Raw genomic sequence first — 22472 nt, forward strand, 5'->3', positions numbered from 1 at the left:
ATCGCGGGCGGGCAGGGCTGAAAGCCCACGCCGAAGGCCCCGCTCCCTGGGGAAAGGGTGGCGGGGCCTCGGGTTGGACTGGGTGCGTCGCACCCGCGTGGCGAACGCAGGTTCGGTGTGCGACGCGGGGGCCGGTCAGGAGCGGGGTAGAGGGCCCGCTTGGTCCGTTCCGGCGGTGATCAGGTCGCTCAGGCCTGGAGGGTGGCAGCCTTGGAGGCCAGCGCCGACTTCTTGTTGGCGGCGGCGTTCTTGTGGATGACACCCTTCGAGACAGCCTTGTCGAGCTGACGGGAGGCGGCGCGAACGGCCACGGTGGCCTTCTCGACGTCACCCGCGGCGACGGCCTCGCGGGCCTTGCGGATCGCGGTCTTGAGCGAGGACTTGACGGCCTTGTTGCGCAGGCGCGCCTTCTCGTTCGTCTTGTTCCGCTTGATCTGGGACTTGATGTTCGCCACGAAAGAGCCTTTTCAGGTTCGTTGGATCTTCGATGTGTGTCCGCGCGGCCCGAGAGCCACGAGGCACAGCTGTCCACGGTAGCAGGAGCCGTCGGACCGGCCCAAACCGGTCGCCGCCCCGGAGGCGTGGGACGATGGGAGCTACGTACAGATCCGCCCCGACCCGAACCGACCCGAGACACGGCGTCCGGCGTCTCAAGAATCAGGACCCTGCGTGCCCGCGACTCCTCTCCACGTGCCCGAGCCGAGCCGTACCGACCCGGCGCTGATCCGCAACTTCTGCATCATCGCGCACATCGACCATGGCAAGTCGACCCTTGCCGACCGGATGCTCCAGCTCACCGGGGTGGTCGACCAGCGGCAGATGCGCGCTCAGTACCTCGACCGGATGGACATCGAGCGCGAGCGCGGCATCACCATCAAGTCCCAGGCCGTCCGCCTGCCCTGGGCGCCGACCACCGGTGAGGGCCAGGGCAGCACCCACGTCCTCAACATGATCGACACGCCGGGACACGTCGACTTCACCTACGAGGTCTCCCGGTCGCTCGCCGCCTGCGAGGGCACGATCCTGCTGGTCGACGCCGCGCAGGGCATCGAGGCCCAGACCCTGGCCAACCTCTACCTGGCGATGGAGAACGACCTCACCATCGTCCCGGTGCTCAACAAGATCGACCTGCCGGCCGCGCAGCCCGAGAAGTTCTCCGAGGAGCTGGCCCACCTCATCGGCTGCCAGCCCGAGGATGTGCTCAAGGTCTCCGCGAAGACCGGCATGGGCGTGGACGCGCTGCTCGACCGCGTCGTCCGGGACGTCCCGGCGCCCGTCGGGAACGCCGACGCGCCCGCCCGCGCGATGATCTTCGACTCGGTCTACGACTCGTACCGCGGTGTCGTCACGTACGTCCGTGTCGTCGACGGTTCGCTCAACAAGCGCGAGCGCATCCGGATGATGTCGACCGGCGCCACGCACGAGCTGCTGGAGATCGGTGTCTCCTCGCCGGAGATGACCCCGTCCGACGGCATCGGCGTCGGCGAGGTCGGCTACATCATCACCGGTGTCAAGGACGTCCGGCAGTCCAAGGTCGGTGACACGATCACCTCGCTGAACAACGGGGCGACCGAGGCGCTGGGCGGCTACAAGGACCCCAAGCCGATGGTGTTCTCCGGTCTCTACCCGCTGGACGGCTCGGACTACCCGGACCTGCGCGAGGCCCTGGACAAGCTCCAGCTCAACGACGCCGCCCTGGTGTACGAGCCGGAGACCTCCGCGGCGCTCGGCTTCGGCTTCCGCGTCGGCTTCCTCGGCCTCCTCCACCTGGACGTGGTCCGCGAGCGGCTGGAGCGCGAGTTCGGCCTCGACCTCATCGCCACCGCGCCCAACGTGGTCTACCGGGTCGAGATGGAGGACGGCAGCGAGCACGTCGTCACCAACCCGAGTGAATTCCCCGAGGGCAAGATCGACAAGGTGCACGAGCCGGTCGTCCGGGCGACGGTCCTCGCGCCCAGCGAGTTCATCGGCGCGATCATGGAGCTGTGCCAGCAGCGCCGCGGCACCCTCCTCGGCATGGACTACCTCTCCGAGGACCGCGTCGAGATCCGCTACACCCTGCCGCTCGCCGAGATCGTCTTCGACTTCTTCGACCAGCTGAAGTCCAAGACCCGCGGTTACGCCTCCCTCGACTACGAGCCCACCGGCGAGCAGTCGGCGCAGCTCGTCAAGGTCGACATCCTGCTGCACGGCGACAAGGTCGACGCCTTCTCCGCGGTCACGCACAAGGACAAGGCGTACGCGTACGGTGTGCGCCTCGTCGCCAAGCTGCAGAAGCTCATCCCCCGGCAGAACTTCGAGGTGCCGATCCAGGCGGCCATCGGCTCCCGGGTCATCGCCCGCGAGACCGTCCGCGCCATCCGCAAGGACGTCCTCGCCAAGTGCTACGGCGGCGACATCTCCCGCAAGCGCAAGCTGCTGGAGAAGCAGAAGGAGGGCAAGAAGCGGATGAAGATGGTCGGCAACGTGGAGGTGCCGCAGGACGCGTTCATCTCCGTGCTGTCGACCGACGAGTCCGCCGGTGAGGGCAAGGCCAAGAAGTAGTCCCGGCAGCGCAGGACCGGCGGCCCCCGTATCGCAGCACGCTGCGGTGCGGGGGTCCGTTCGTTATCAAGCGGGGTCCGATTGCCTCTTACGCGGGGCGCGCGGGCCCTTTACCCTGATCACGACTTCTTAGTTACTCGCCAGTTAAGCAAGCGGGATCGCAGCACGCAGGATCACATCAAGCAGCAGCCGGTCGTGAAGTAACGCCGCAGGCCCGGAGGATGTCGTGAGCGACACACAGACCATGATCGATAACCGTCCGCCCTCCGTGGCGACCCTCTTCATCGACCGGGTGGCGGCCACCCCGGACGGGGAGGCCTACCGCTACCCGGTCCCCGCGGCCGGGGGCGAGGGCCCCGACGAGTGGAAGTCGCTCAGCTGGGCGCAGGCCGCCGAGCGGGTGTACGCCGTGGCCGCCGGGCTGATCGCGCTCGGCGTGCGGCCGGAGGAGCGCGTCGCGCTCGCCTCGTCGACCCGGGTCGAGTGGATCCTCGTCGACCTCGGGGTCATGTGCGCGGGCGCCGCGACCACCACGGTCTACCCCTCCACCAACGCCGAGGAGTCGGCGTTCATCCTCTCCGACTCCGAGAGCCGGGTCCTGATCGCCGAGGACGCCTCCCAGCTGGCCAAGGCCCGCGAGCGCCGCGCCGAACTGCCGGCCCTGGCCCACGTCGTGGTCATCGACCCCGAGGGCGCGGGACCGGCCGAGGGCGACCCCGAGGGCTGGGTGCTCACCCTGGCCGAGCTGGAGGCCCTGGGCGCCGAGCACCTGGCGAAGAACCCGGAGGCGATCCGCGAGCGCGTCGACGCCATCACCGCCGAGCAGCTGGCGACCCTCATCTACACCTCGGGCACCACCGGCCGCCCCAAGGGCGTACGGCTGCCGCACGACAACTGGTCGTACATGGCCAAGGCCACCGTCTCCACCGGCCTGATCACCAAGGACGACGTCCAGTACCTCTGGCTGCCGCTCGCCCACGTCTTCGGCAAGGTCCTCACCTCCGGGCAGATCGAGGTAGGCCACGTCACCGCCGTCGACGGCCGCGTCGACAAGATCATCGAGAACCTGCCGGTCGTCCAGCCGACCTACATGGCGGCGGTCCCGCGCATTTTCGAGAAGGTCTACAACGGCGTCGCGGCCAAGGCGCGCGCGGGCGGCGGGGCCAAGTACAAGATCTTCCAGTGGGCGGCAGGCGTCGCCCGCGAGTACGCCCGGGTCTCGCAGGACAACTTCCGGCGCACCGGCAACGCGTCCGTGCCCTTCGCGCTCGGCGCCAAGCACAAGGTCGCCGACACCCTGGTCTTCGCCAAGATCCGCGAGGCGTTCGGCGGCCGGCTGCGCGCCTGCGTCTCCGGCTCCGCCGCGCTCGCCCCCGACATCGGCCTGTTCTTCTCCGGCGCAGGCATCCACATCCTGGAGGGCTACGGCCTCACCGAGTCCAGCGCCGCCTCCTTCGTCAACCCCGGCGAGAGCTACCGCACCGGCACGGTCGGCAAGCCGCTCCCCGGCACCGAGGTCCGCATCGCCGACGACGGCGAGATCCTGCTGCGCGGCCCCGGCATCATGCAGGGCTACCAGGGCCTGCCGGACAAGACCGCCGAGGTGCTGGAGGCCGACGGCTGGTTCCACACCGGTGACATCGGCGAGCTGTCCGTGGACGGCTACCTGCGGATCACCGACCGCAAGAAGGACCTGATCAAGACGTCCGGCGGCAAGTACATCGCGCCCGCCGAGGTCGAGGGCCAGTTCAAGGCGGTCTGCCCGTTCGTCTCCAACATCCTGGTGCACGGCGCGGACCGTAACTTCTGCACCGCGCTGATCGCCCTCGACGAGCCCACCATCCTCGGCTGGGCCGCCGAGAACGGCATGGAGGGCAAGTCGTACGCGGACGTCGTCGCCTCGCCGAAGACCGTCGAGCTGATCGACGGCTACGTGAAGCGGCTCAACGAGGGCCTCCAGCGCTGGCAGACCATCAAGAAGTTCCGGCTGCTCCCGCGCGACCTCGACATCGAGCACGGCGAGGTCACCCCCAGCCTCAAGCTGAAGCGGCCCGTCGTCGAGCGCACGTACAAGGACCTGATCGAGGAGATGTACGCGGGCTCCCGCGAGGCCTGACCGGCGCCCGCTCCATTCCCGTACGCCCCCTGAAAGCCCCCCGCGCGCACCGGCGCGGGGGGCCGGCGCGTTTTTCGCGCAACGTCTTCACCACCCACTTCGGTAACTCGGCGCGTATGGGGAGGGTCGATCTGTCACTCTGTCCGTGTCGTCAGCGGCGCACAGCGGAGAAGCAGGCAGAGCGAGAACAGGTCAGGAGCCGCCCTGTGGGGTCCATTCCCTTGCAGCGGGACATCGTGCAGCGTCCCGGAACCACCGCCGCCACGGGCACACAGCCGGTCGCCCGGACCAGCCTGCCCGGCAACCTCCTCGCGCCCTCCGCGGCCAGGAGGTTCGTCGCCGCCGCCCTCGCCGAGTGGACCGGGCTCGGGCTGCCCGCCGCGGTGGGGTTCAGCGAGCGGCTGTCCGAGGACGCGTCGGTCATCGTCAGCGAACTGGTGACCAACGCCGTTGTCCACGCGGGCACCACCGTCGAACTCCTCTTCCGGCTGGAGGAGGCCACCGAGGAGGCGGAGTCCGCGCTGGTCCTGGAGGTCTCCGACCACCACCCCGCCCGCACGGTGCGCGGCGACCACGGGCACAGCGCCGAGGGCGCGGGAGAGCCCGCCGACTACGGGCGCGGCCTGGAGATCGTCGCGGCCCTCGCCGAACGGTGGGGCATCACCTACCGCACGGGCACGAAGACCGTCTGGGCCCGGCTCCCCGTCGACGACTGGAACCCCTTCCCCGAAGGGCGCGGCGAGTCCGGCCTCGACCGGGGGCTGCGCACCGCCGAACTCCTCGCCCCGACCGCCCGGCGCACCGCCCGCGACGACGGGGACTGGGCGGGGCGCGGCGCGCTCTCCTTCCTCGCCGAGGCATCCGACCTGCTGGCCGGGCAGCTCGACGAGGACATCGTGGCGGCCCTGGCCGGACAGTTACTCGTCCCCCGGCTCGCCGACTGGTGCGCGATCTGGCTGGAGCCCGAGAGCGGCGGCCCCGCGGCCGTCCCCCGCCTCGCCAAGATCTGGCACGTGGACGAGGAGCGCATCCCGGCGCTGCGGACCCTGCTGGAGGGCCACCCGCTCCGGCTCCCCGAACGCGTCGGCACCGGCGCGGTCTCCATGCCGTGGCCCGGGAGCGGCGAGGACGGCGAACCGCCGGACGACGAGGAGGGCGTCGCCTTCGCCTACCGGATCACCTCGGGCGGCCGCACCCTCGGAGCCGTACTCCTGGGCCGCGAGACCACCGTCCGGCTGCCCGACGAGCTGACGGCCCTCATCGAGGACTTCGTGCGCCGGGTCGGCCTCGCCGTCGGCGCCGCCCGCGCCTACACCCGCCAGGCCACCATCAGCCGCATCCTCCAGCGCGGACTGCTGCCCAGCAAGGTCGCCGAGATACCGGGCGTCGCCAGTTCCCTGGTCTACGAACCGAGCGACGACGGGGTCGTCGGCGGTGACTTCTACGACATCTTCCCGTGCCCCGGCGACCGCTGGTGCTTCGTGCTCGGCGACGTCCAGGGCAGCGGTCCGGAGGCCGCCGTCGTCACCGGTCTCGCCCGCCCCTGGCTGCGGCTGCTGGCCCGCGAGGGCTTCCAGGCCGACGAGGTGCTGGTCCGGCTCAACCGGCTGCTCCTGGACGACGCGATGGAGGCCGCCGAGGCCGCCGCGCTCATGGTCGCCGCCGCCGGTGGCCAGCACTCCGAGGACAACGGCGGGCAGTCCCGCTTCCTCTCCCTGCTGTACGGGGAGCTGGTGCCGCTGCCCGGCGGCGGTGCCCGCTGCACCCTGGCCAGCGCGGGCCACCCGCTGCCGCTGCTGCTGCGCCCGGACGGGACCGTGCGGCCCGCCGCCGAGCCGCAGCTGCTGCTGGGCCTCATGGACGACGCCGTCTACGAGACCCAGAGCTTCGACCTGGCGCCCGGCGACAGCCTGCTCTGCGTCACCGACGGGGTCACGGAGCGGCGCTCGGGCGGGGAGATGTTCGACGACGGCGACGGGCTCGCGCAGGCGCTCTCCGGCTGCGCGGGGCTGAGCGCGGAGGAGATCGCGGAGCGCATCAAGCACGCCGTGCACGACTTCGCCGAGCGCCCGCCGGACGACGACCTGGCGCTGCTGGTTCTCCAGGCCGAATAGGAGCGGGCGGGGCGGGGAAGAGGCGTGGCGTCCGGTTGCCGGGCGGCGCGCGACAATGGACGGTATGCCTTCCGTACTGCCCGATGGTGAACCCGTGCCCGACGACGGGGCGCTGCCCCGCCATGCCCTGGAAGGCGCAGCCGGCCGCCCGCTCGGCTTCTACCTGCACGTGCCGTACTGCGCGACCCGCTGCGGCTACTGCGACTTCAACACCTACACCGCGACCGAGCTGCGCGGCTCCGGCGGTGCGCTGGCCTCACGCGACAACTACGCCGCCCATCTGATCGGGGAGGTCCGCCAGGCCCGCAAGGTCCTCGGCGACGACCCGCGCCCGGTCCGCACGGTCTTCGTAGGCGGCGGCACGCCGACCCTGCTGGCCGCCGCCGACCTGGTACGGATGCTGGCGGCGGTCCGCGAGGAGTTCGGGCTCGCGGAGGACGCCGAGATCACCACCGAGGCCAACCCGGAATCCGTGGGCCCGGACTATCTGGCCGAGCTGCGCGAGGGCGGCTTCAACCGGATCTCCTTCGGCATGCAGAGCGCCCGGCAGCACGTCCTGAAGATCCTCGACCGCACCCACACCCCGGGCAGGCCCGAGGCGTGCGTCGCCGAGGCGAGGGCGGCCGGTTTCGAGCACATCAACCTCGACCTGATCTACGGGACCCCCGGCGAGTCCGACGACGACTGGCGCGCGTCCCTGGACGCGGCGATCGGCGCCGGCCCCGACCACGTCTCCGCGTACGCGCTGATCGTCGAGGAGGGCACCGGGCTCGCCCGCCGGATCAAGCGCGGCGAGATCCCGATGACCGACGACGACGCGCACGCCGACCGGTACCTCATCGCGGACGAGGCGATGGCCGCCGCCGGCTACTCCTGGTACGAGGTGTCGAACTGGGCCCGCACGCCCGAGGGCCGCTGCCTGCACAACGAGCTGTACTGGCGCGGCGCCGACTGGTGGGGCGCCGGCCCCGGGGCGCACAGCCACGTCGGCGGCGTGCGCTGGTGGAACGTGAAGCACCCGGGGGCGTACGCACAGGCGCTCGCCGAAGGGCGCTCACCGGGCGCCGGGCGCGAGATCCTGTCCGCCGAGGACCGCCGCGTCGAGCGCATCCTGCTGGAGCTCCGGCTCGTCGACGGCTGCCCGCTCGCCCTGCTGGCCCCCGCCGGGCTCGCGGCCGCCCGCCGGGCGGTGGACGACGGCCTCCTGGAACCGGCACCGTTCGAGGACGGGCGGGCCGTGCTGACCCTGCGCGGCCGCCTGCTGGCCGACGCCGTGGTGCGCGACCTGGTGGACTGAGGCGGGCGCGTACGCCGGACCGCGCCACCGCGCGCACTCCCGCAGGCCCGCGCTCACTTCAGCGGGCACCCCGAAGGCTCCAGCGCCCGCGCCCCCGCCGCCCGGCCGCAGATGATCCGGGCGTGGCTCCGGCCGTCCGGGTAGGTGATCTGCACGACGTCCAGACCGTGGCCCGCCTGTGCCTCGTACGGGATGAAGCCGCGGAAGGTGATCGTGCCCGTGGGCATGGTCCGCAGGTTCACCGCGTACAGGTTCGCCCAGGTCTCCGCGGCGCTGTTCACCGCGTCGCCGTGGCTCGCCGCGTCGTACAGCGCGGCCGTGGCGCTGTACGACATCACCGACTGACCGCTCGCGAAGAGCGGGTCCTCGTACGGTTTCGACGCCGGCAGCCGGGGAAGCGTCCGGCCCTCCGGGAGCAGCTTCTGCAGGGCCTGGTGCGACTCCCCGTAGAAGCCGTCGGCGCGGCCGCGGCCCATCGGCGCGAGGGCGGTGTGGTAGAGCGTGACGTTCTTCGTGGTGTCCGTGCTCGCGTCGAGCCGGGCCTTCGTCAGGTCGTCGCCCGTGAAGACGGTGATGGGGCGGCGGGAGCAGCTGTGGGCGAGCCGGCTCATCAGGTTGGCGACGTCCTCGACCCGGCCCGCGAAGTACAGCGCCTGCGGCGCCGGGTCCGCCGCGCAGATCTGCTGCACCGGCCGGTCCAGGTCGGCGCTGCTGCGGCGGCCGAGGCTGTACTCCACCGGCTCCGAGAGCGCGAAGCCCGACTTGGCGAGCATCGCGCTGCCCACCTTGCGCTGCTCCACCGTGTAGCGGTCCTTGTCGTTGTTGCCGAGCTTGCGCGACAGGACCAGGGCCCGCGGCCTGCCCTTGCCGCCCGCCTTCCCCGCCACCTGCTTCGCGATCAGGCCGAGGGCGTCCGCCTGCTCCTGGTCGGTGGCGGCCAGACCGAAGTAGTTGGAGTAGTCGGTCGCCAGGTAGCCGCCGGAGTTGGTGGTGTCGACCACGGGCAGGCCCGCGCGCTGGAGGAGCGCGGTGGCCTCCGGGCTGTCGGTGGTGTCGCGGCCGAGCCCGACCACGCCGACGACCGAGGGGTCTCTTCCGGCCACCTCGATGATCTTCTTCACCGCCGGTATCTGCTGGAGCATGTCCTGCCCGCCGTTGGCCGTCAGGACCCGCAGCTTCACGGAGAAGTCCAGCGTGTTGGTGTGGTGCTGGTAGAGGTAGACGCCGGTCAGCTCCTCCAGGGCCTTGCGGGTGCCCTCCGGGGACGGGGCGGTGAACGGGCCCGCGTAGATCAGGGTGACGTACTTGTCGCCCGGCTCGATCGAGGCGTTCTCCTCGGCCACCGCCCGCTCGATCCGGTCGAAGGTGGTGCCCGCCCCGGCCCCGTCCAGCTCCAGGCCGTTGCCCTCGGAGAAGCGCACCTTCGTGGTCGTGGCCACGCCTATGCACTCCTTGTCCCCGCCGCCCGGACCGGTCAGCCGCACCGAGTCCGTGTTGACGTCCGTGAGCGGTCCGTGGCAGTAACGGTCCGCCAGATGGTTGCTCAGCAGCAGTGTCCCCAGCAGCGCGCCGGCCACCAGGCAGGCGACCGTCGTCCGCGACATCACCCACCACACCCACGTCCGGCGCACCCGCTCCGTGGACAGCTGGGCGTGCGCGTGCTCATGGGTCAGCTGGGCCGTCGACAGCGGCAGCCGCAGCACCCAGGCGGGCGTGGCGGTGGCCGTGGGCGACTGGCCGACGCTGAGGTGACCGACCCAGTCCTCGTACCGGGCACGGGCCGCGCCGGTGTGCACGGGCGGCGGATCGGGCGGCAGCGGCGGGGTGTGCCGCAGGATCTCGGCGGCCGGCAGAGAGGCCAGGAGCAGCAGCGGATCGACCTCGCTGCGCCGGGAGCGCACGTTGTTGATGGCGTTGATCAGCTGGATGCCGCCGTTGCCCTGGCCGGCCGTCGGCAGGAAGACCACCGGCGGCACCGTGCGCTTGCCGCGCCGCCAGTCCGCCGCGTGCGGCCGGTAGTTGTTGCGCAGGTCCTCCAGCAGCGCCTGCACCCGCAGCTCCAGGTGGAACTGGCGGGACCGCTCGTCGCCGGCCGCCGCGTCGGCCACCCGCCCGGCGACCACCGCCGCCCGCGCCCGGATCACCCGCCACGAACCGCTCGGCGAGAACCGCGACCAGCCGTCGGACGGGTAGCCGGTACTGGCGGCGGCCAGCGAGGAGGTGGTGGCGAACCACTTGCTGGCCCGGCGCAGCCACAGCAGCGGCGGCGCGGACGTCGTCAGCAGCCGGACGACCGAGAGCCCGAGGACCGCCCCCACGGCCACCAGCGTGGTCGGCAGCCAGCCGATCTCGCCGAGCAGCACGCCCAGGACCGCGATGACCACGGCGCCCACGAACGTCTCCGGCCGCACCGACTCGCGCAGCGCGCTCCACCAGGTGCCCCGGCCGCGCCGCCCGGCCCGCCAGCGCAGCGCGCTCAGCTCCTCCAGGATCCGTTCGTCGCGCTGGTCCCGGGAGCCGCCCGGTTCCGGATCCCGCAGCACGGCCTCGCTGGCCTGCTCGATGGCCCCGAGCAGCCGGGAGCGTGGGAAGGCGAACGGCTTGTACTGCGATCCGCCCCGGGTCTCCCACGGCTTCTCGGTCAGCGTGCGGACCATGTCCAGGGCCGCGTCGTACGGCGTCGGGCCGCGCCCTTCGAGCAGCTTCAGCGGGACGCGGCGCGGCTGGTTGGCCCGGTGGATCTGCCGGACGATCTGTTCGACCCGGGCGTCCACGGCGGCCGGCACGTCGGCGTCGGCGGCCTGGAGGACCACCAGCGGCATCACGGGCCGGTTGTCGGAGAAGCGGTCGATGAGCTGCTGGACGAAGTGGAAGACGGCGGAGGCCGCCTCGTTGTCCGCACTGTCCCGCCAAACCTCGCGCGCCATCGCCCCCGTGCCTTCCCTCGCGAAAAGAGCCTGGCCCCACTCAATAACCGATGATGCGTGCGAGGCGCAGGCATTCGTCCGTATCGGTGCGGGATCGACGGGAAAGCCCGCCGGACATCAGTCCGGAAGGGTGACGAAATCAATCAATTCCTCTACCCGGCCCAGGAGTTCGGGCTGAAGGTCACGGTAGGACCGGACCGAGGACAGAATCCGCTGCCAGGCCGCGCCGGTGTTCTCCGGCCACCCCAGCGCCCGGCACACCCCCGTTTTCCAGTCCTGCCCACGCGGCACCACCGGCCAGCCGGCGATCCCCACCGACGCGGGCTTCACGGCCTCCCACACGTCGATGTACGGATGGCCGACCACCAGGACGCTGTCCCCGGAGACCTGGGCCGCGATCCGCGACTCCTTGGAGCCGGGCACCAGATGGTCGACCAGCACGCCCAGCCGGGCGTCCGGCGCCGGCCCGAACTCGCGCACGATCGCCGGAAGGTCGTCGATGCCCTCCAGGTACTCGACGACCACGCCCTCGATGCGCAGGTCGTCGCCCCACACCCGCTCGACCAGCTCCGCGTCGTGCCGCCCCTCCACGTAGATCCGCCCGGCCCGCGCCACCCGGGCCCGCGCCCCCGGCACCGCCACCGAACCGGAGGCCGTACGCGCGGGCCGCACCGGTCCGCCGGCCGACGGGCGCACCAGCGTCACCACCCGGCCCTCAAGCAGGAAGCCGCGCGGCGTCATCGGGAAGACCCGGTGCTTGCCGAACCGGTCCTCCAGGGTCACCGTCGGCCCCTCGGCGGTCTTCTCGCACCGGATCACCGCACCGCAGAAACCGGTGACGGCCTCCTCCACGACCAGATCGGTCTCGGCGGGCACTTCGGGGGCGGGGGCGGACTTCTTCCACGGCGGGGTCAGATCCGGCTGGTAGCTGCGCATCGCACGACGATAAGCGGGGAAGACCCGCGACACGCCGAACCGTGAGGCCGCCCGGCGGTCCGCCCTTCCCCGCTACGACCCGCCGAACCGTCCCGCCGGCGCGTCCCGCTACGACCCGCCGAACCGTCCCGCCGGCGCGTCCCGCTACGACCCGCCGAACCGTCCCGCCAGCGCGTCCCGCTGCGCCCGGACGAAGGCCGCGTCCACCACCGCCCCGTGCCCCGGCACGTACAGCGCGTCCTCGCCGCCCAGCTCCAGAAGCCGGTCAAGCGCCGCCGGCCAGCGGGCGGGCAGGGCGTCCGGACCGGCCTGCGGCTCGCCCGACTCCTCCACCAGGTCGCCGCAGAACACCAGCGGCGCAGAGCCGGGGACCAGCACCGCCAGGTCGTGGCCGCTGTGCGCCGCGCCCACGTTCACCAGCACCACCTGCCGGCCGCCCAGGTCCAGCACCCGCTCCCCGTCCACCTCCTCGCCCGGGGCCACCAGCGTGTCGACGGACTCCGCCGCGTCCGGCTCGGGCAGGCCCTGGGACACCGCGTCCGCGTACAGCTCGCCCGCCCCGCGCCGCAGCAGCTCCGTCATGCCGGCCGCGCCGTACACCCGGGCCCCGGCGAAGGCGGCTGTGCCCAGCACATGATCGAAGTGCGGGTGACTGAGTGCGATGTGCGTCACCCTCCGGCCGAGCAGCGCCTCCGCCTGCGTACGCAGCTCGACGCCCTCGCGCAGTGACGCACCGGTGTCGCAGAGCAGCACTCCGTCCGCGCCGGCCACCAGCAGGGCCGTGGCGTCCCACACCGGAAGGCGCCGTCGGCCCGTTCCGGGGCCCAGCCGCTCCCACCCGAAGTCTTCCCAAGAGGCGTCCATGGGGCGACGCTATCGGCAGCGACCTGCGCGGTCCTGCGGCACGGTGGCCGGTCGCCCTTGCTAGGAAGCCACCCCGTCGCCGTACACTGGCCGGGGATCGCTGGCACTCGTACGTACCGAGTGCCAGGAGGAATCCCGGGAACGGCCCGAGGACCACGAGATGGACAGCTGGAGGTGTGCGCGCGATGCTCAGCGAACGCAGACTCGAAGTGCTGCGCGCCATCGTCCAGGACTACGTCGGCACCGAGGAGCCCGTAGGCTCCAAGGCGCTCACGGAGCGGCACAAGCTCGGGGTCTCCCCGGCCACCGTCCGCAACGACATGGCGGTGCTGGAGGACGAGGGCTTCATCGCCCAGCCCCACACCAGCGCGGGGCGCATCCCGACGGACAAGGGCTACCGGCTCTTCGTCGACAAGCTCGCGGGCGTCAAGCCCCTCTCGTCGCCGGAGCGCCGCGCCATCCAGAACTTCCTCGACGGCGCGGTCGACCTCGACGACGTCGTGGGCCGCACCGTACGGCTGCTCGCGCAGCTGACCCGGCAGGTCGCCGTCGTGCAGTACCCCTCGCTGACCCGCTCGACGGTGCGGCATGTGGAACTGCTGTCGCTGGCACCGGCGCGGCTGATGCTCGTGCTGATCACGGACACCGGCCGGGTCGAACAGCGGCTGGTCGACTGCCCGGCGCCGTTCGGCGAGACCGCGCTCGCGGACCTGCGGGCCCGGCTCAACAGCCGGGTGGTGGGACGCCGCTTCGCGGACGTCCCGCAGCTGGTGCAGGACCTGCCGGAATCCTTCGAGAGCGAGGACCGGGGAACCGTGTCCACCGTCCTCTCGATCCTGCTCGAAACCCTCGTCGAGGAGACGGAGGAGCGGCTGATGATCGGCGGCACCTCCAACCTCACCCGCTTCGGACACGACTTCCCTGTGATGATCCGGCCGGTGCTCGAAGCACTGGAGGAACAGGTCGTGCTGCTGAAGCTGCTCGGCGAGGCCAAGGACTCGGGCATGACCGTACGCATCGGGCACGAGAACGCCCACGAGGGCCTCAACTCCACGTCCGTCGTCGCGGTCGGCTACGGTTCGGGCGACGAGGCAGTCGCCAAACTCGGCGTGGTCGGACCGACCCGCATGGACTACCCCGGAACGATGGGAGCGGTACGCGCAGTGGCACGTTACGTCGGACAGATCCTGGCGGAGTCGTAAGTGGCCACGGACTACTACGCCGTACTCGGCGTGCGCCGCGACGCTTCTCAGGACGAGATCAAGAAGGCATTCCGGAGGCTCGCCCGCGAGCTGCACCCGGACGTGAACCCCGATCCGAAGACCCAGGAGCGGTTCAAGGAGATCAACGCCGCCTACGAGGTGCTGTCGGACGCCCAGAAGAAGCAGGTCTACGACCTCGGCGGCGACCCCCTCTCCCAGTCCGGGGGCGGCGGCGCCGGCGGCTTCGGACAGGGCGGCTTCGGCAACTTCTCCGACATCATGGACGCGTTCTTCGGTACGTCGTCGCAGCGCGGACCCCGTTCGCGCACCCGACGCGGCCAGGACGCCATGATCCGGCTGGAGATCGACCTCGCCGAGGCGGCCTTCGGCACCACCAAGGACATCCAGGTCGACACGGCCGTCGTGTGTACGACGTGCAGCGGCGAGGGGGCGGCCCCCGGTACCTCCGCGCAGACCTGCGACATGTGCCGCGGCCGCGGTGAGGTCTCCCAGGTCACCCGGTCCTTCCTCGGTCAGGTCATGACCTCGCGGCCCTGCCCGCAGTGCCAGGGCTTCGGTACGGTCGTGCCGACCCCCTGCCCGGAGTGCGCCGGCGACGGCCGCATCCGCTCGCGGCGCACGCTGACCGTGAAGATCCCCGCCGGTGTCGACAACGGCACCCGCATCCAGCTCGCGGGCGAGGGTGAGGTCGGCCCCGGCGGCGGCCCCGCCGGCGACCTCTACGTCGAGATCCACGAGCTGCCGCACTCGGTGTTCCAGCGCCGCGGCGACGACCTGCACTGCACGGTCACCATCCCCATGACGGCGGCGGCCCTCGGCACCAAGGTGCCGCTGGAGACGCTGGACGGCCTGGAGGAGGTCGACATCCGGCCGGGCACCCAGTCCGGCCAGTCCGTCCCGCTGCACGGGCGCGGCATCACGCACCTGCGCGGCGGCGGACGCGGCGACCTCATCGTGCACGTCGAGGTGACCACCCCGATGAAGCTGGACCCCGAGCAGGAACGCCTCCTGCGCGAACTGTCCAAGCTGCGCGGCGAGGAGCGGCCCACCGGCCAGTTCCAGCCCGGCCAGCAGGGCCTGTTCTCCCGCCTGAAGGACGCCTTCAACGGCCGCTGACGGCACCTCTCCACGCGGTACGGACCCGGTCTCCGGGTCCGTACCGCGCCGGGGCCCTACGCCGTCGCGGGGCGGGCATCACGGGACACCAGGGACGTGACACGATGCGGTCATGTCCTCCGCGCTGACCGATCTCTGCCGGTATCCGATCGTGCAGGCCCCCATGGCCGGCGGTCCCTCCTGCCCGCAGCTCGCCGCGGCCGTCTCCGAGGCCGGCGGGCTCGGCTTCCTGGCCGCCGGGTACAGGACGGCGGACGGCATCCGCGACGAGATCGACCAGGTGCGCGGCCTGACCGGGCAGCCCTTCGGCGTCAACCTCTTCATGCCGCAGCAGAGCCACACCGACCCCGCGGCCCTGGACGTCTACCGCCGCCGGCTCACGGGCGAGGCCGCCTGGTACGAGACTCCCCTCGGCGACACCGACGTCCCCGGCGACGACGGGTACGAGGACAAGCTCGCCGTCCTCCTCGACGCCCCCGTCCCGGTCGTCTCCTTCACCTTCGGCTGCCCCTCGCGCGACACGCTCGACGCGTTCGCCGCGGCCGGTACGTACACCGTCGTCACGGTCACCTCGCCCGAGGAGGCGCAGGCCGCCCAGTGGGCCGGGGCCGACGCCGTCTGCGCCCAGGGCACCGAGGCGGGCGGCCACCGCTCCACCTTCCAGGACGACCCGGCCACCGAGGACGGCGGCACCGGGCTGCTCAGCCTGGTGACCCAGGTCCGCGAGACGGTGCAGATACCGGTCGTCGCCGCCGGCGGCCTGATGCGGGGCTCCCAGATCGCCGCCGTGCTCGCGGCGGGCGCCGACGCCGCCCAGCTGGGCACCGCCTTCCTGCCCTGCCCGGAGTCCGGCGCCCATGTGCTGCACAAGAAGGCCCTGACCAACCCGCTGTTCGTCCGGACCACCCTGACCAGGGCGTTCTCCGGCCGCCCGGCACGCGGCCTGGTCAACCGCTTCGTGCGCGAGCACGGACCGTACGCCCCCGCCGCCTACCCCCAGGTCCACCACATGACCTCCGTGCTCCGCAAGGCGGCCGCCAAGGCCGGGGACGCGCAGGGCATGGCGCTGTGGGCCGGGCAGGGCCACCGGATGGCCCGCGAACTGCCGGCGGCCCGGCTGGTCCGGCTGCTCGCCGAGGAACTGGACGCCGCACGGACGGCAGTGAGCACGAGGAGTACGCAGTGACGGCACCCGTCTTCGTCGTCGAACAGCTGGCGGACGCACCGGAGTTCGTCCTCGACGGCCCCGAAGGGCGGCACGCGGTATCCGTGAAGCGCCTGCGCACCGGCGAGGAGGTCGTCCTGACCGACGGCCGCGGCCGGTGGGCGCCCGGCCTCGTGCGGGCCGCCGAGGGCAAGGACCGGCTCGTCGTCGACCTGGACCCGGTCCACGAGGAGCCGGCCCCCGCCGTCCGGATCACCGTCGTCCAGGCCCTGCCCAAGGGGGACCGGGGCGAGGTCGCCGTGGAGACGATGACCGAGACCGGAGTCGACGGGGTCGTGCCGTGGCAGGCGGCGCGCTGCATCACCCAGTGGAAGGGCGACCGCGGTCTCAAGTCCCTGGCCAAATGGCGCGGTACGGCCCGCGAGGCCGGCAAGCAGTCCCGCCGCGTGCGCTTCCCGGACGTGGCCGACCTGGCCACCACCAAGCAGGTCGCGGGCCTGCTGGCCGCGGCGGACTTCGCGGCCGTCCTGCACGAGGACCGCGACTACGACAGCGAGCCCCTGGCCACCGTCGCCCTGCCCGACGCGGGCGAGATCGTGCTGGTCGTCGGCCCCGAGGGCGGTGTCTCCCCGGACGAACTGGCCGCGTTCACCGCAGCCGGAGCCCGCACCTGCCGGCTCGGTCCCTCGGTCCTGCGCACCTCGACGGCGGGCACCGCGGCGACCGCGCTGCTGCTGGGGCGTACGGGGCGCTGGTCGTAGACCGTCCCCGATGGGGTGGTTGTGCCCGGAAGTGCTCTACCGCACCGCCAGGTACGGTGGGAAGCTGCCCGTATGGGGACATCAAGGGCAAGGGGCCGGCGTACGGCCCGTCGCTTTCCGGCCGCACTCTGCCTCGCCGCGGCGGCCGTCGCCGGCCTCGCCGCCTGTGAACCGGTGGACGCTGCGGGCGCGTTGAACACCGCGTCCGTCGCCGTCACCACCGACCGGACCGCCACCCGGGCACTGGAGCACGAGGGCGTCCACGTGCGCTGGCTGACCTGCACGGCCTCCCTCGACAGGGGCGGCGCCACCCGTTCCGCGGCGCCCTCCGCCTCCGTGCGCCGGGTGGCCGAGGTCCACTGCGACGGCGAGACGAAGTCCGGCGGGGACATCGCGCTGGACGGGAAGGTGACCCATGCCGTCGAGGGCCGCTGCGTACGCGGCGACATGACCGCGAGGACCGGTGGGCGCGCCGTCTTCCGGGCCACCCTGCTCGGCGACTGCGCCGCCCCGGCCACGACCGCACCGCCCGCCGGAGTCCCGGGCCGGGGCAACGGCCCGACGGCCACGGTGACCGTCACGGTCACCGCGTACCCGGGCAAGTAGGGGCATCGTGTGGGGCGTTGACCTTTCCCGTGGTCCGCATATCCCCGGGTCATGCCCGCACGGCCGGCGCCGACGCCGGACGTACTGCGGCCAACCCCGTGCCACCCGGGGCGTGCGCGGCCTAGGGTGATCGTGTGACACAGCCTTCCTACCTCCGGTACCCCCATGTCCAGGGTGACTTGATCGCCTTCACCGCCGAGGACGACGTCTGGCTCGCCCCGCTCGACGGCGGCCGGGCATGGCGGGTCAGCGCAGACAACCGTCCCGTGACCCAGCCGCGGATATCGCCCGACGGCACCCTCGTCGCCTGGACCTCCACCCGCGACGGGGCGCCCGAAGTGCACCTCGCACCCGCGGACGGCGGACCCTCACGCCGGCTCACCCACTGGGGGGACACCCGCACCACCGTGCGCGGCTGGACCCCCGAAGGGGACGTACTGGTCACCAGCACCCAGGGCCAGGTCTCGCTGCGCCGCAGCTGGGCCCGGGCCGTCCCGGTCGACGGCGGTCCCGCCCGGACCCTCCCGTACGGCCCCGTCGGCTCCCTCGCGTACGGGCCCGGCGGACGCGTCCTGCTGCTCTCGGCCACCATGGGCCGCGAGGCCGCCACCTGGAAGCGCTACCGGGGCGGCACGGCCGGCAAGCTCTGGATCGCGGCCGAGGACGACCCACTGGAGTTCGTCCGCGTCCACGAGGACCTCGACGGCAACCTCGAATGCCCGATGTGGGTGGGGGAGCGCATCGCGTTCCTCTCCGACCACGAGGGCGTCGGCGCCCTCTACTCCTCGCTGCCCGACGGCACGGACCTGCGCCGGCACACCCCCGTCGACGGCTTCTACGCGCGACACGCCACCACCGACGGCACCCGGGTCGCCTACGCCTGTGCCGGTGAACTCTGGCTCCTGGACGGCCTGGAGGGCGACGAGCCCCGCCGCGTCGAGATCCGGCTCGGCGGCCAGCGCGCCGACCTCCAGCCGTACCCGCTGCACGCCGACAGCCACCTGACCAGCGCCTCCCCCGACCGCACCGGCCGGGGCAGCGCCGTCCTCTCGCGGGGGGCCGTCCACTGGGTCACCCACCGCGAGGGCCCGGCCCGCGCGCTCGCCGCCGAACCCGGCGTACGGGCCAGACTGCCGCGCACCTTCCAGGCCGACGGCGACCAGCACGTCGTCTGGGTCACCGACGCCGAGGGCGACGACGCCCTGGAGATCGCCCCCGCCACCGGCACCTCGCCGGGCGCCGCGCCCCGCCGCCTGGCGGCCGGCCGGCTCGGCCGCGTCCTGGACCTCGCGCCCGCCCCCGACGGCAGCCGGTTCGCGGTCGCCGCTCACGACGGCCGCGTGCTGATCGTCGAGCGGGACAGCGGCGAGATCCACGAGGTGGACCGCAGCGAGCACGGCGACGCCTCGGGTCTCGCCTGGTCGCCCGACTCCGCGTGGCTCGCCTGGTCGCACCCCGGCCCCGAGCCGCTCAGCCAGCTCAAACTGGCCCACATCGCCGACCTCTCGGTCTCCGAGGCCACCCCGCTGCGGTTCCGGGATTTCGCGCCCGCCTTCACCGCCGACGGAAAGCACCTGGCCTTCCTCTCCGAGCGCGCCTTCGACCCCATCTACGACGCGCACGTCTTCGACATGGCGTTCATCGGGTCCTGCCGGCCGCACCTGCTGACGCTCGCGGCGACCACGCCCTCCCCGTTCGGGCCGCAGCTGCACGGCCGGCCCACCGAGAAGGAGAAGGGCGCCGACGGCGAGGACAACCCCACCGCGCTCCCGATCACCCGCATCGACCTGGACGGCCTCGCCGACCGGATCGTGCCCCTTCCCGTCGAGGCGGCCGTCTACTCCTCGCTCCGCGTCGCGCGGGACGGGCTGCTCTGGCTGCGCCACCCGCTCACCGGGGTCCTCGGCACCAGCGGCGCCGGCCCGGACGCGCGGCGCCCGGACACCGTCCTGGAGCGGTACGACCTGGAGAAGCTGCGCTGCGAGGAACTCTCCTCCGACGTCAGCCGTTTCGCGGTCAGCGGTGACGGGAAGCGGCTCGCGATCATCAACCACGGCAAGCTCTCCGTCGTCCCCTCCGACAGCCGGGTGCCCGCCGGCGACGACGACCACGACGACGCCGTGACCGTCGACCTCTCCCGGATCCGGCGCACCCTCGACCCGGCCGCCGAGTGGCGCCAGATGTACGCCGAGGCCGGCCGCGTCATGCGGGACAACTTCTGGCGGCCCGACATGGGCGGCGTCGACTGGGACGGCGTCCTGGACCGCTACCGCCCGGTCCTGGAGCGCGTCGCGACCCACGACGACCTCATGGACCTGCTCTGGGAGGTCCAGGGCGAGCTGGGCACCTCGCACGCGTACGTCACCCCGCCCGGCGGGTGGCGCGACGAGGCGGCCCGGCAGGGGCTGCTCGGGGCGGACCTCTCGCGCGCGGAGGACGGCAGCTGGCGCGTCGACCGCGTGCTGCCCTCCGAGACCTCGGACCCGGCGGCCCGCTCGCCGCTCGCCGCACCGGGCGTGGCGGTCCGGGCCGGCGACGCGATCGTGGCCGTCGACGGGCACCCCGTCGACCCGCTGACCGGGCCCGCGCCGCTGCTCACCGGCTCGGCCGGCAAGCCCGTCGAGCTGACGGTCTCCCCGGCCGACGGGGGCGACCCGCGCCATGTCGTCGTCGTACCCGTCGCCGACGAGGAGGCCCTGCGCTACCACGCGTGGGTCGCCGACCGGCGGGCGTACGTGCACGAGCGGTCGGGCGGCCGGCTGGGCTACCTCCACGTGCCCGACATGGTCGGCGGCGGCTGGGCCCAGATCCACCGCGACCTGCGCACCGAGATGGCGCGCGAGGGCCTGGTCGTGGACGTCCGGGAGAACCGGGGCGGCCACACCTCCCAGCTCGTCGTCGAGAAGCTGGCCCGCCGCATCGTCGGCTGGGACCTGCCGCGAGACGCACAGGCCTACAGCTACCCGGCCGACGCGCCGCGCGGGCCGGTCGTGGCCGTCGCGAACGAGTTCTCCGGCTCGGACGGCGACATCGTGAACGCGGCGATCAAGGCCCTGAAGATCGGGCCCGTGGTCGGCGTGCGCACGTGGGGCGGCGTGGTCGGCATCGACAGCCGCTACCGGCTGGTCGACGGCACGCTGGTCACCCAGCCGAAGTACGCGTTCTGGCTGGACGGGTACGGGTGGGGCGTCGAGAACCACGGCGTCGACCCGGACGTGGAGGTCGTGATGACCCCGCGGGATCACGCCGAGGGGCGTGATCCGCAGCTGGACGAGGCGGTGCGGATCGGGCTGGAGTCGCTGGAGCGGGTGCCGGCGAAGGTGCCGCCGGAGCTGCCGGAGCTGCCGGAGCTGTCGGACTGACGTCCCGGACCCGGGGCTCCGCTCCGGACCCCGCGCCTCAGACGCCGACGGGAGCGAAAATCAAGCCCCTCGGCGATTGAGGAGCGGGGGTCCGGGGGCAGCGCCCCCGGATAGGCTGGACCGCGATGGATCACCCAGACCAAGGAGCGCGTAAGCGAATGGCAGGAGAACCCCAGCCCGACTGCCTGTTCTGCAAGATCGTCTCGGGCGAGATCCCGGCCACCATCGTCCGCGAGACGGACACCACCGTGGCCTTCCGCGACATCAACCCCCAGGCCCCCACCCACGTACTCGTCATCCCGCGCCTGCACCACCCGGACGCCGCCTCCCTCGGCGCCGCCGAACCGCAGGTGCTCGCCGACGTGCTGTGCGAGGCGGGCAACGTGGCCGCGGACGAGAAGATCGACGAGACCGGATACCGGGTCGTGTTCAACACCGGCGCCGGTGCCGGCCAGACCGTCTTCCACGCGCACGCGCACGTGCTGGGCGGCCGCGGCCTGGAATGGCCGCCCGGATAGATGTCCGCGCGTGAACTCGTCGTGCTCGGGACCGCCAGCCAGGTCCCGACACGGCACCGCAACCACAACGGCTACCTGCTGCGCTGGGACGGCGAGGGCATCCTCTTCGATCCCGGCGAGGGCACCCAGCGCCAGATGCTGCGGGCCGGGGTCGCCGCGCACGACATCAACCGGATCTGCGTCACGCACTTCCACGGCGACCACTCGCTGGGCCTGGCCGGGGTGATCCAGCGGATCAACCTCGACCAGGTCCCGCACCCGGTGACCGCCCACTACCCGGCGAGCGGGCAGCACTTCTTCGACCGGCTGCGGTACTCCACCGCCTACCGCGAGACCGTGAAGCTGACCGAGGCCCCGGTCGACGCCGACGGGCCGCTCGCCACCACCGCCGCGTACACGCTCGACACCCACCGGCTTTCGCACCCCGTCGAGTCGTACGGCTACCGGCTCACCGAGCCCGACGGCCGGCGCATACTGCCCGCGAAGCTCGCCGAGCACGGCATCAGGGGTCCGGACGTCGGACGCCTCCAGCGCGAGGGCGCGCTCGGCGGGGTCACGCTCGCGGACGTCTCCGAGCACAGGCGCGGACAGCGGTTCGCGTTCATCATGGACACCAGGCTCTGCGACGGCGTGTACGTGCTCGCCGAGGGCTGCGACCTGCTGGTCATCGAGTCGACCTTCCTCGACGAGGACCGGAGACTGGCCGCGGACCACGGTCACCTGACCGCGGCCCAGGCGGCCGCGGTCGCCCGGGAGGCGGGCGTACGGCACCTCGTCCTCACGCACTTCTCCCAGCGCTACCCGGACCCGGAGGCCTTCGAGGCCGAGGCGAGGGGGGCCGGGTACGAGGGCGGGCTGACCGTCGCGGAGGATCTGATGCGGGTAGCGGTGCCGAGCCGTCACCCGTAGCAGCCCCCCACCCA

The 22472-nt window shown here is 72.6% G+C and carries 16 protein-coding genes; 12 read left to right on the forward strand and 4 right to left on the reverse strand.

Annotation, left to right across the window (positions count from 1 at the left end):
- Positions 1 to 188: 188 nt before the first annotated feature.
- Complete coding sequence (gene rpsT / locus BLW14_RS21765; protein WP_018518219.1) at positions 189 to 455, reverse strand: 30S ribosomal protein S20; 267 nt, start codon at positions 453 to 455, stop codon at positions 189 to 191.
- 214 nt (positions 456 to 669) lie between these two features.
- Here rpsT and lepA point away from each other — a divergent pair, with 214 nt between their 5' ends.
- From lepA to hemW, 4 genes are all read left to right on the forward strand, one after another.
- Complete coding sequence (gene lepA / locus BLW14_RS21770; RefSeq protein WP_026242679.1) at positions 670 to 2544, forward strand: translation elongation factor 4; 1875 nt, start codon at positions 670 to 672, stop codon at positions 2542 to 2544.
- 226 nt (positions 2545 to 2770) lie between these two features.
- Positions 2771 to 4660, forward strand: coding sequence for an AMP-dependent synthetase/ligase (locus tag BLW14_RS21775; RefSeq protein WP_093708877.1), 1890 nt, complete (start codon positions 2771 to 2773; stop codon positions 4658 to 4660).
- Positions 4661 to 4881: 221 nt separating this feature from the next.
- A complete protein-coding gene (locus tag BLW14_RS21780) occupies positions 4882 to 6774 on the forward strand; it encodes an ATP-binding SpoIIE family protein phosphatase (RefSeq protein WP_093708878.1) in 1893 nt (630 codons plus the stop codon).
- 55 nt (positions 6775 to 6829) lie between these two features.
- Positions 6830 to 8071 (forward strand): radical SAM family heme chaperone HemW, encoded by a 1242-nt coding sequence (hemW, locus tag BLW14_RS21785; RefSeq protein ID WP_093708879.1) that lies wholly within the window; start codon positions 6830 to 6832, stop codon positions 8069 to 8071.
- Between the two features lie 53 nt (positions 8072 to 8124).
- Here hemW and BLW14_RS21790 read toward each other — a convergent pair whose 3' ends face one another.
- The 3 genes from BLW14_RS21790 to BLW14_RS21800 form a co-directional block, all read right to left on the reverse strand.
- Positions 8125 to 10998, reverse strand: coding sequence for an ABC transporter substrate-binding protein (locus tag BLW14_RS21790; protein WP_093708880.1), 2874 nt, complete (start codon positions 10996 to 10998; stop codon positions 8125 to 8127).
- Between the two features lie 117 nt (positions 10999 to 11115).
- A complete protein-coding gene (locus BLW14_RS21795; protein ID WP_093708881.1) occupies positions 11116 to 11934 on the reverse strand; it encodes a DUF3097 domain-containing protein in 819 nt (272 codons plus the stop codon).
- Between the two features lie 144 nt (positions 11935 to 12078).
- Positions 12079 to 12798, reverse strand: a complete 720-nt coding sequence (locus BLW14_RS21800; protein WP_093708882.1) for an MBL fold metallo-hydrolase — start codon at positions 12796 to 12798, stop codon at positions 12079 to 12081.
- Between the two features lie 185 nt (positions 12799 to 12983).
- On the opposite strand from BLW14_RS21800, the gene hrcA reads away from it, so the two are divergent.
- From hrcA to BLW14_RS21840, 8 genes are all read left to right on the forward strand, one after another.
- Complete coding sequence (gene hrcA, locus BLW14_RS21805) at positions 12984 to 14000, forward strand: heat-inducible transcriptional repressor HrcA (protein WP_018518227.1); 1017 nt, start codon at positions 12984 to 12986, stop codon at positions 13998 to 14000.
- A complete protein-coding gene (gene dnaJ / locus BLW14_RS21810; RefSeq protein WP_093708883.1) occupies positions 14001 to 15137 on the forward strand; it encodes a molecular chaperone DnaJ in 1137 nt (378 codons plus the stop codon).
- A 112-nt stretch (positions 15138 to 15249) separates the two neighbouring features.
- A complete protein-coding gene (locus tag BLW14_RS21815) occupies positions 15250 to 16323 on the forward strand; it encodes a nitronate monooxygenase (RefSeq protein ID WP_093708884.1) in 1074 nt (357 codons plus the stop codon).
- Entirely contained in the window at positions 16320 to 17063 is a 744-nt protein-coding gene (locus tag BLW14_RS21820) for a 16S rRNA (uracil(1498)-N(3))-methyltransferase (RefSeq protein ID WP_093708885.1), read from the forward strand. Before BLW14_RS21815 ends, BLW14_RS21820 begins: the two co-directional genes overlap by 4 nt.
- A 72-nt stretch (positions 17064 to 17135) precedes the next feature.
- Positions 17136 to 17669: a hypothetical protein gene (locus tag BLW14_RS21825; RefSeq protein WP_256332860.1), complete on the forward strand. Its 534-nt coding sequence runs from the start codon at positions 17136 to 17138 to the stop codon at positions 17667 to 17669.
- A 134-nt stretch (positions 17670 to 17803) separates the two neighbouring features.
- Positions 17804 to 21031, forward strand: coding sequence for a S41 family peptidase (locus BLW14_RS21830; protein ID WP_177154052.1), 3228 nt, complete (start codon positions 17804 to 17806; stop codon positions 21029 to 21031).
- A gap of 158 nt (positions 21032 to 21189) precedes the next feature.
- A complete protein-coding gene (locus tag BLW14_RS21835; RefSeq protein ID WP_093708888.1) occupies positions 21190 to 21549 on the forward strand; it encodes a histidine triad nucleotide-binding protein in 360 nt (119 codons plus the stop codon).
- Positions 21550 to 22458: a ribonuclease Z gene (locus BLW14_RS21840; RefSeq protein ID WP_093708889.1), complete on the forward strand. Its 909-nt coding sequence runs from the start codon at positions 21550 to 21552 to the stop codon at positions 22456 to 22458. It abuts the gene before it with no gap.
- Positions 22459 to 22472 lie beyond the last annotated feature (14 nt).

Source organism: Streptomyces sp. 2131.1 (genome assembly GCF_900105515.1).
Lineage (GTDB): Bacteria > Actinomycetota > Actinomycetes > Streptomycetales > Streptomycetaceae > Streptomyces > Streptomyces drozdowiczii.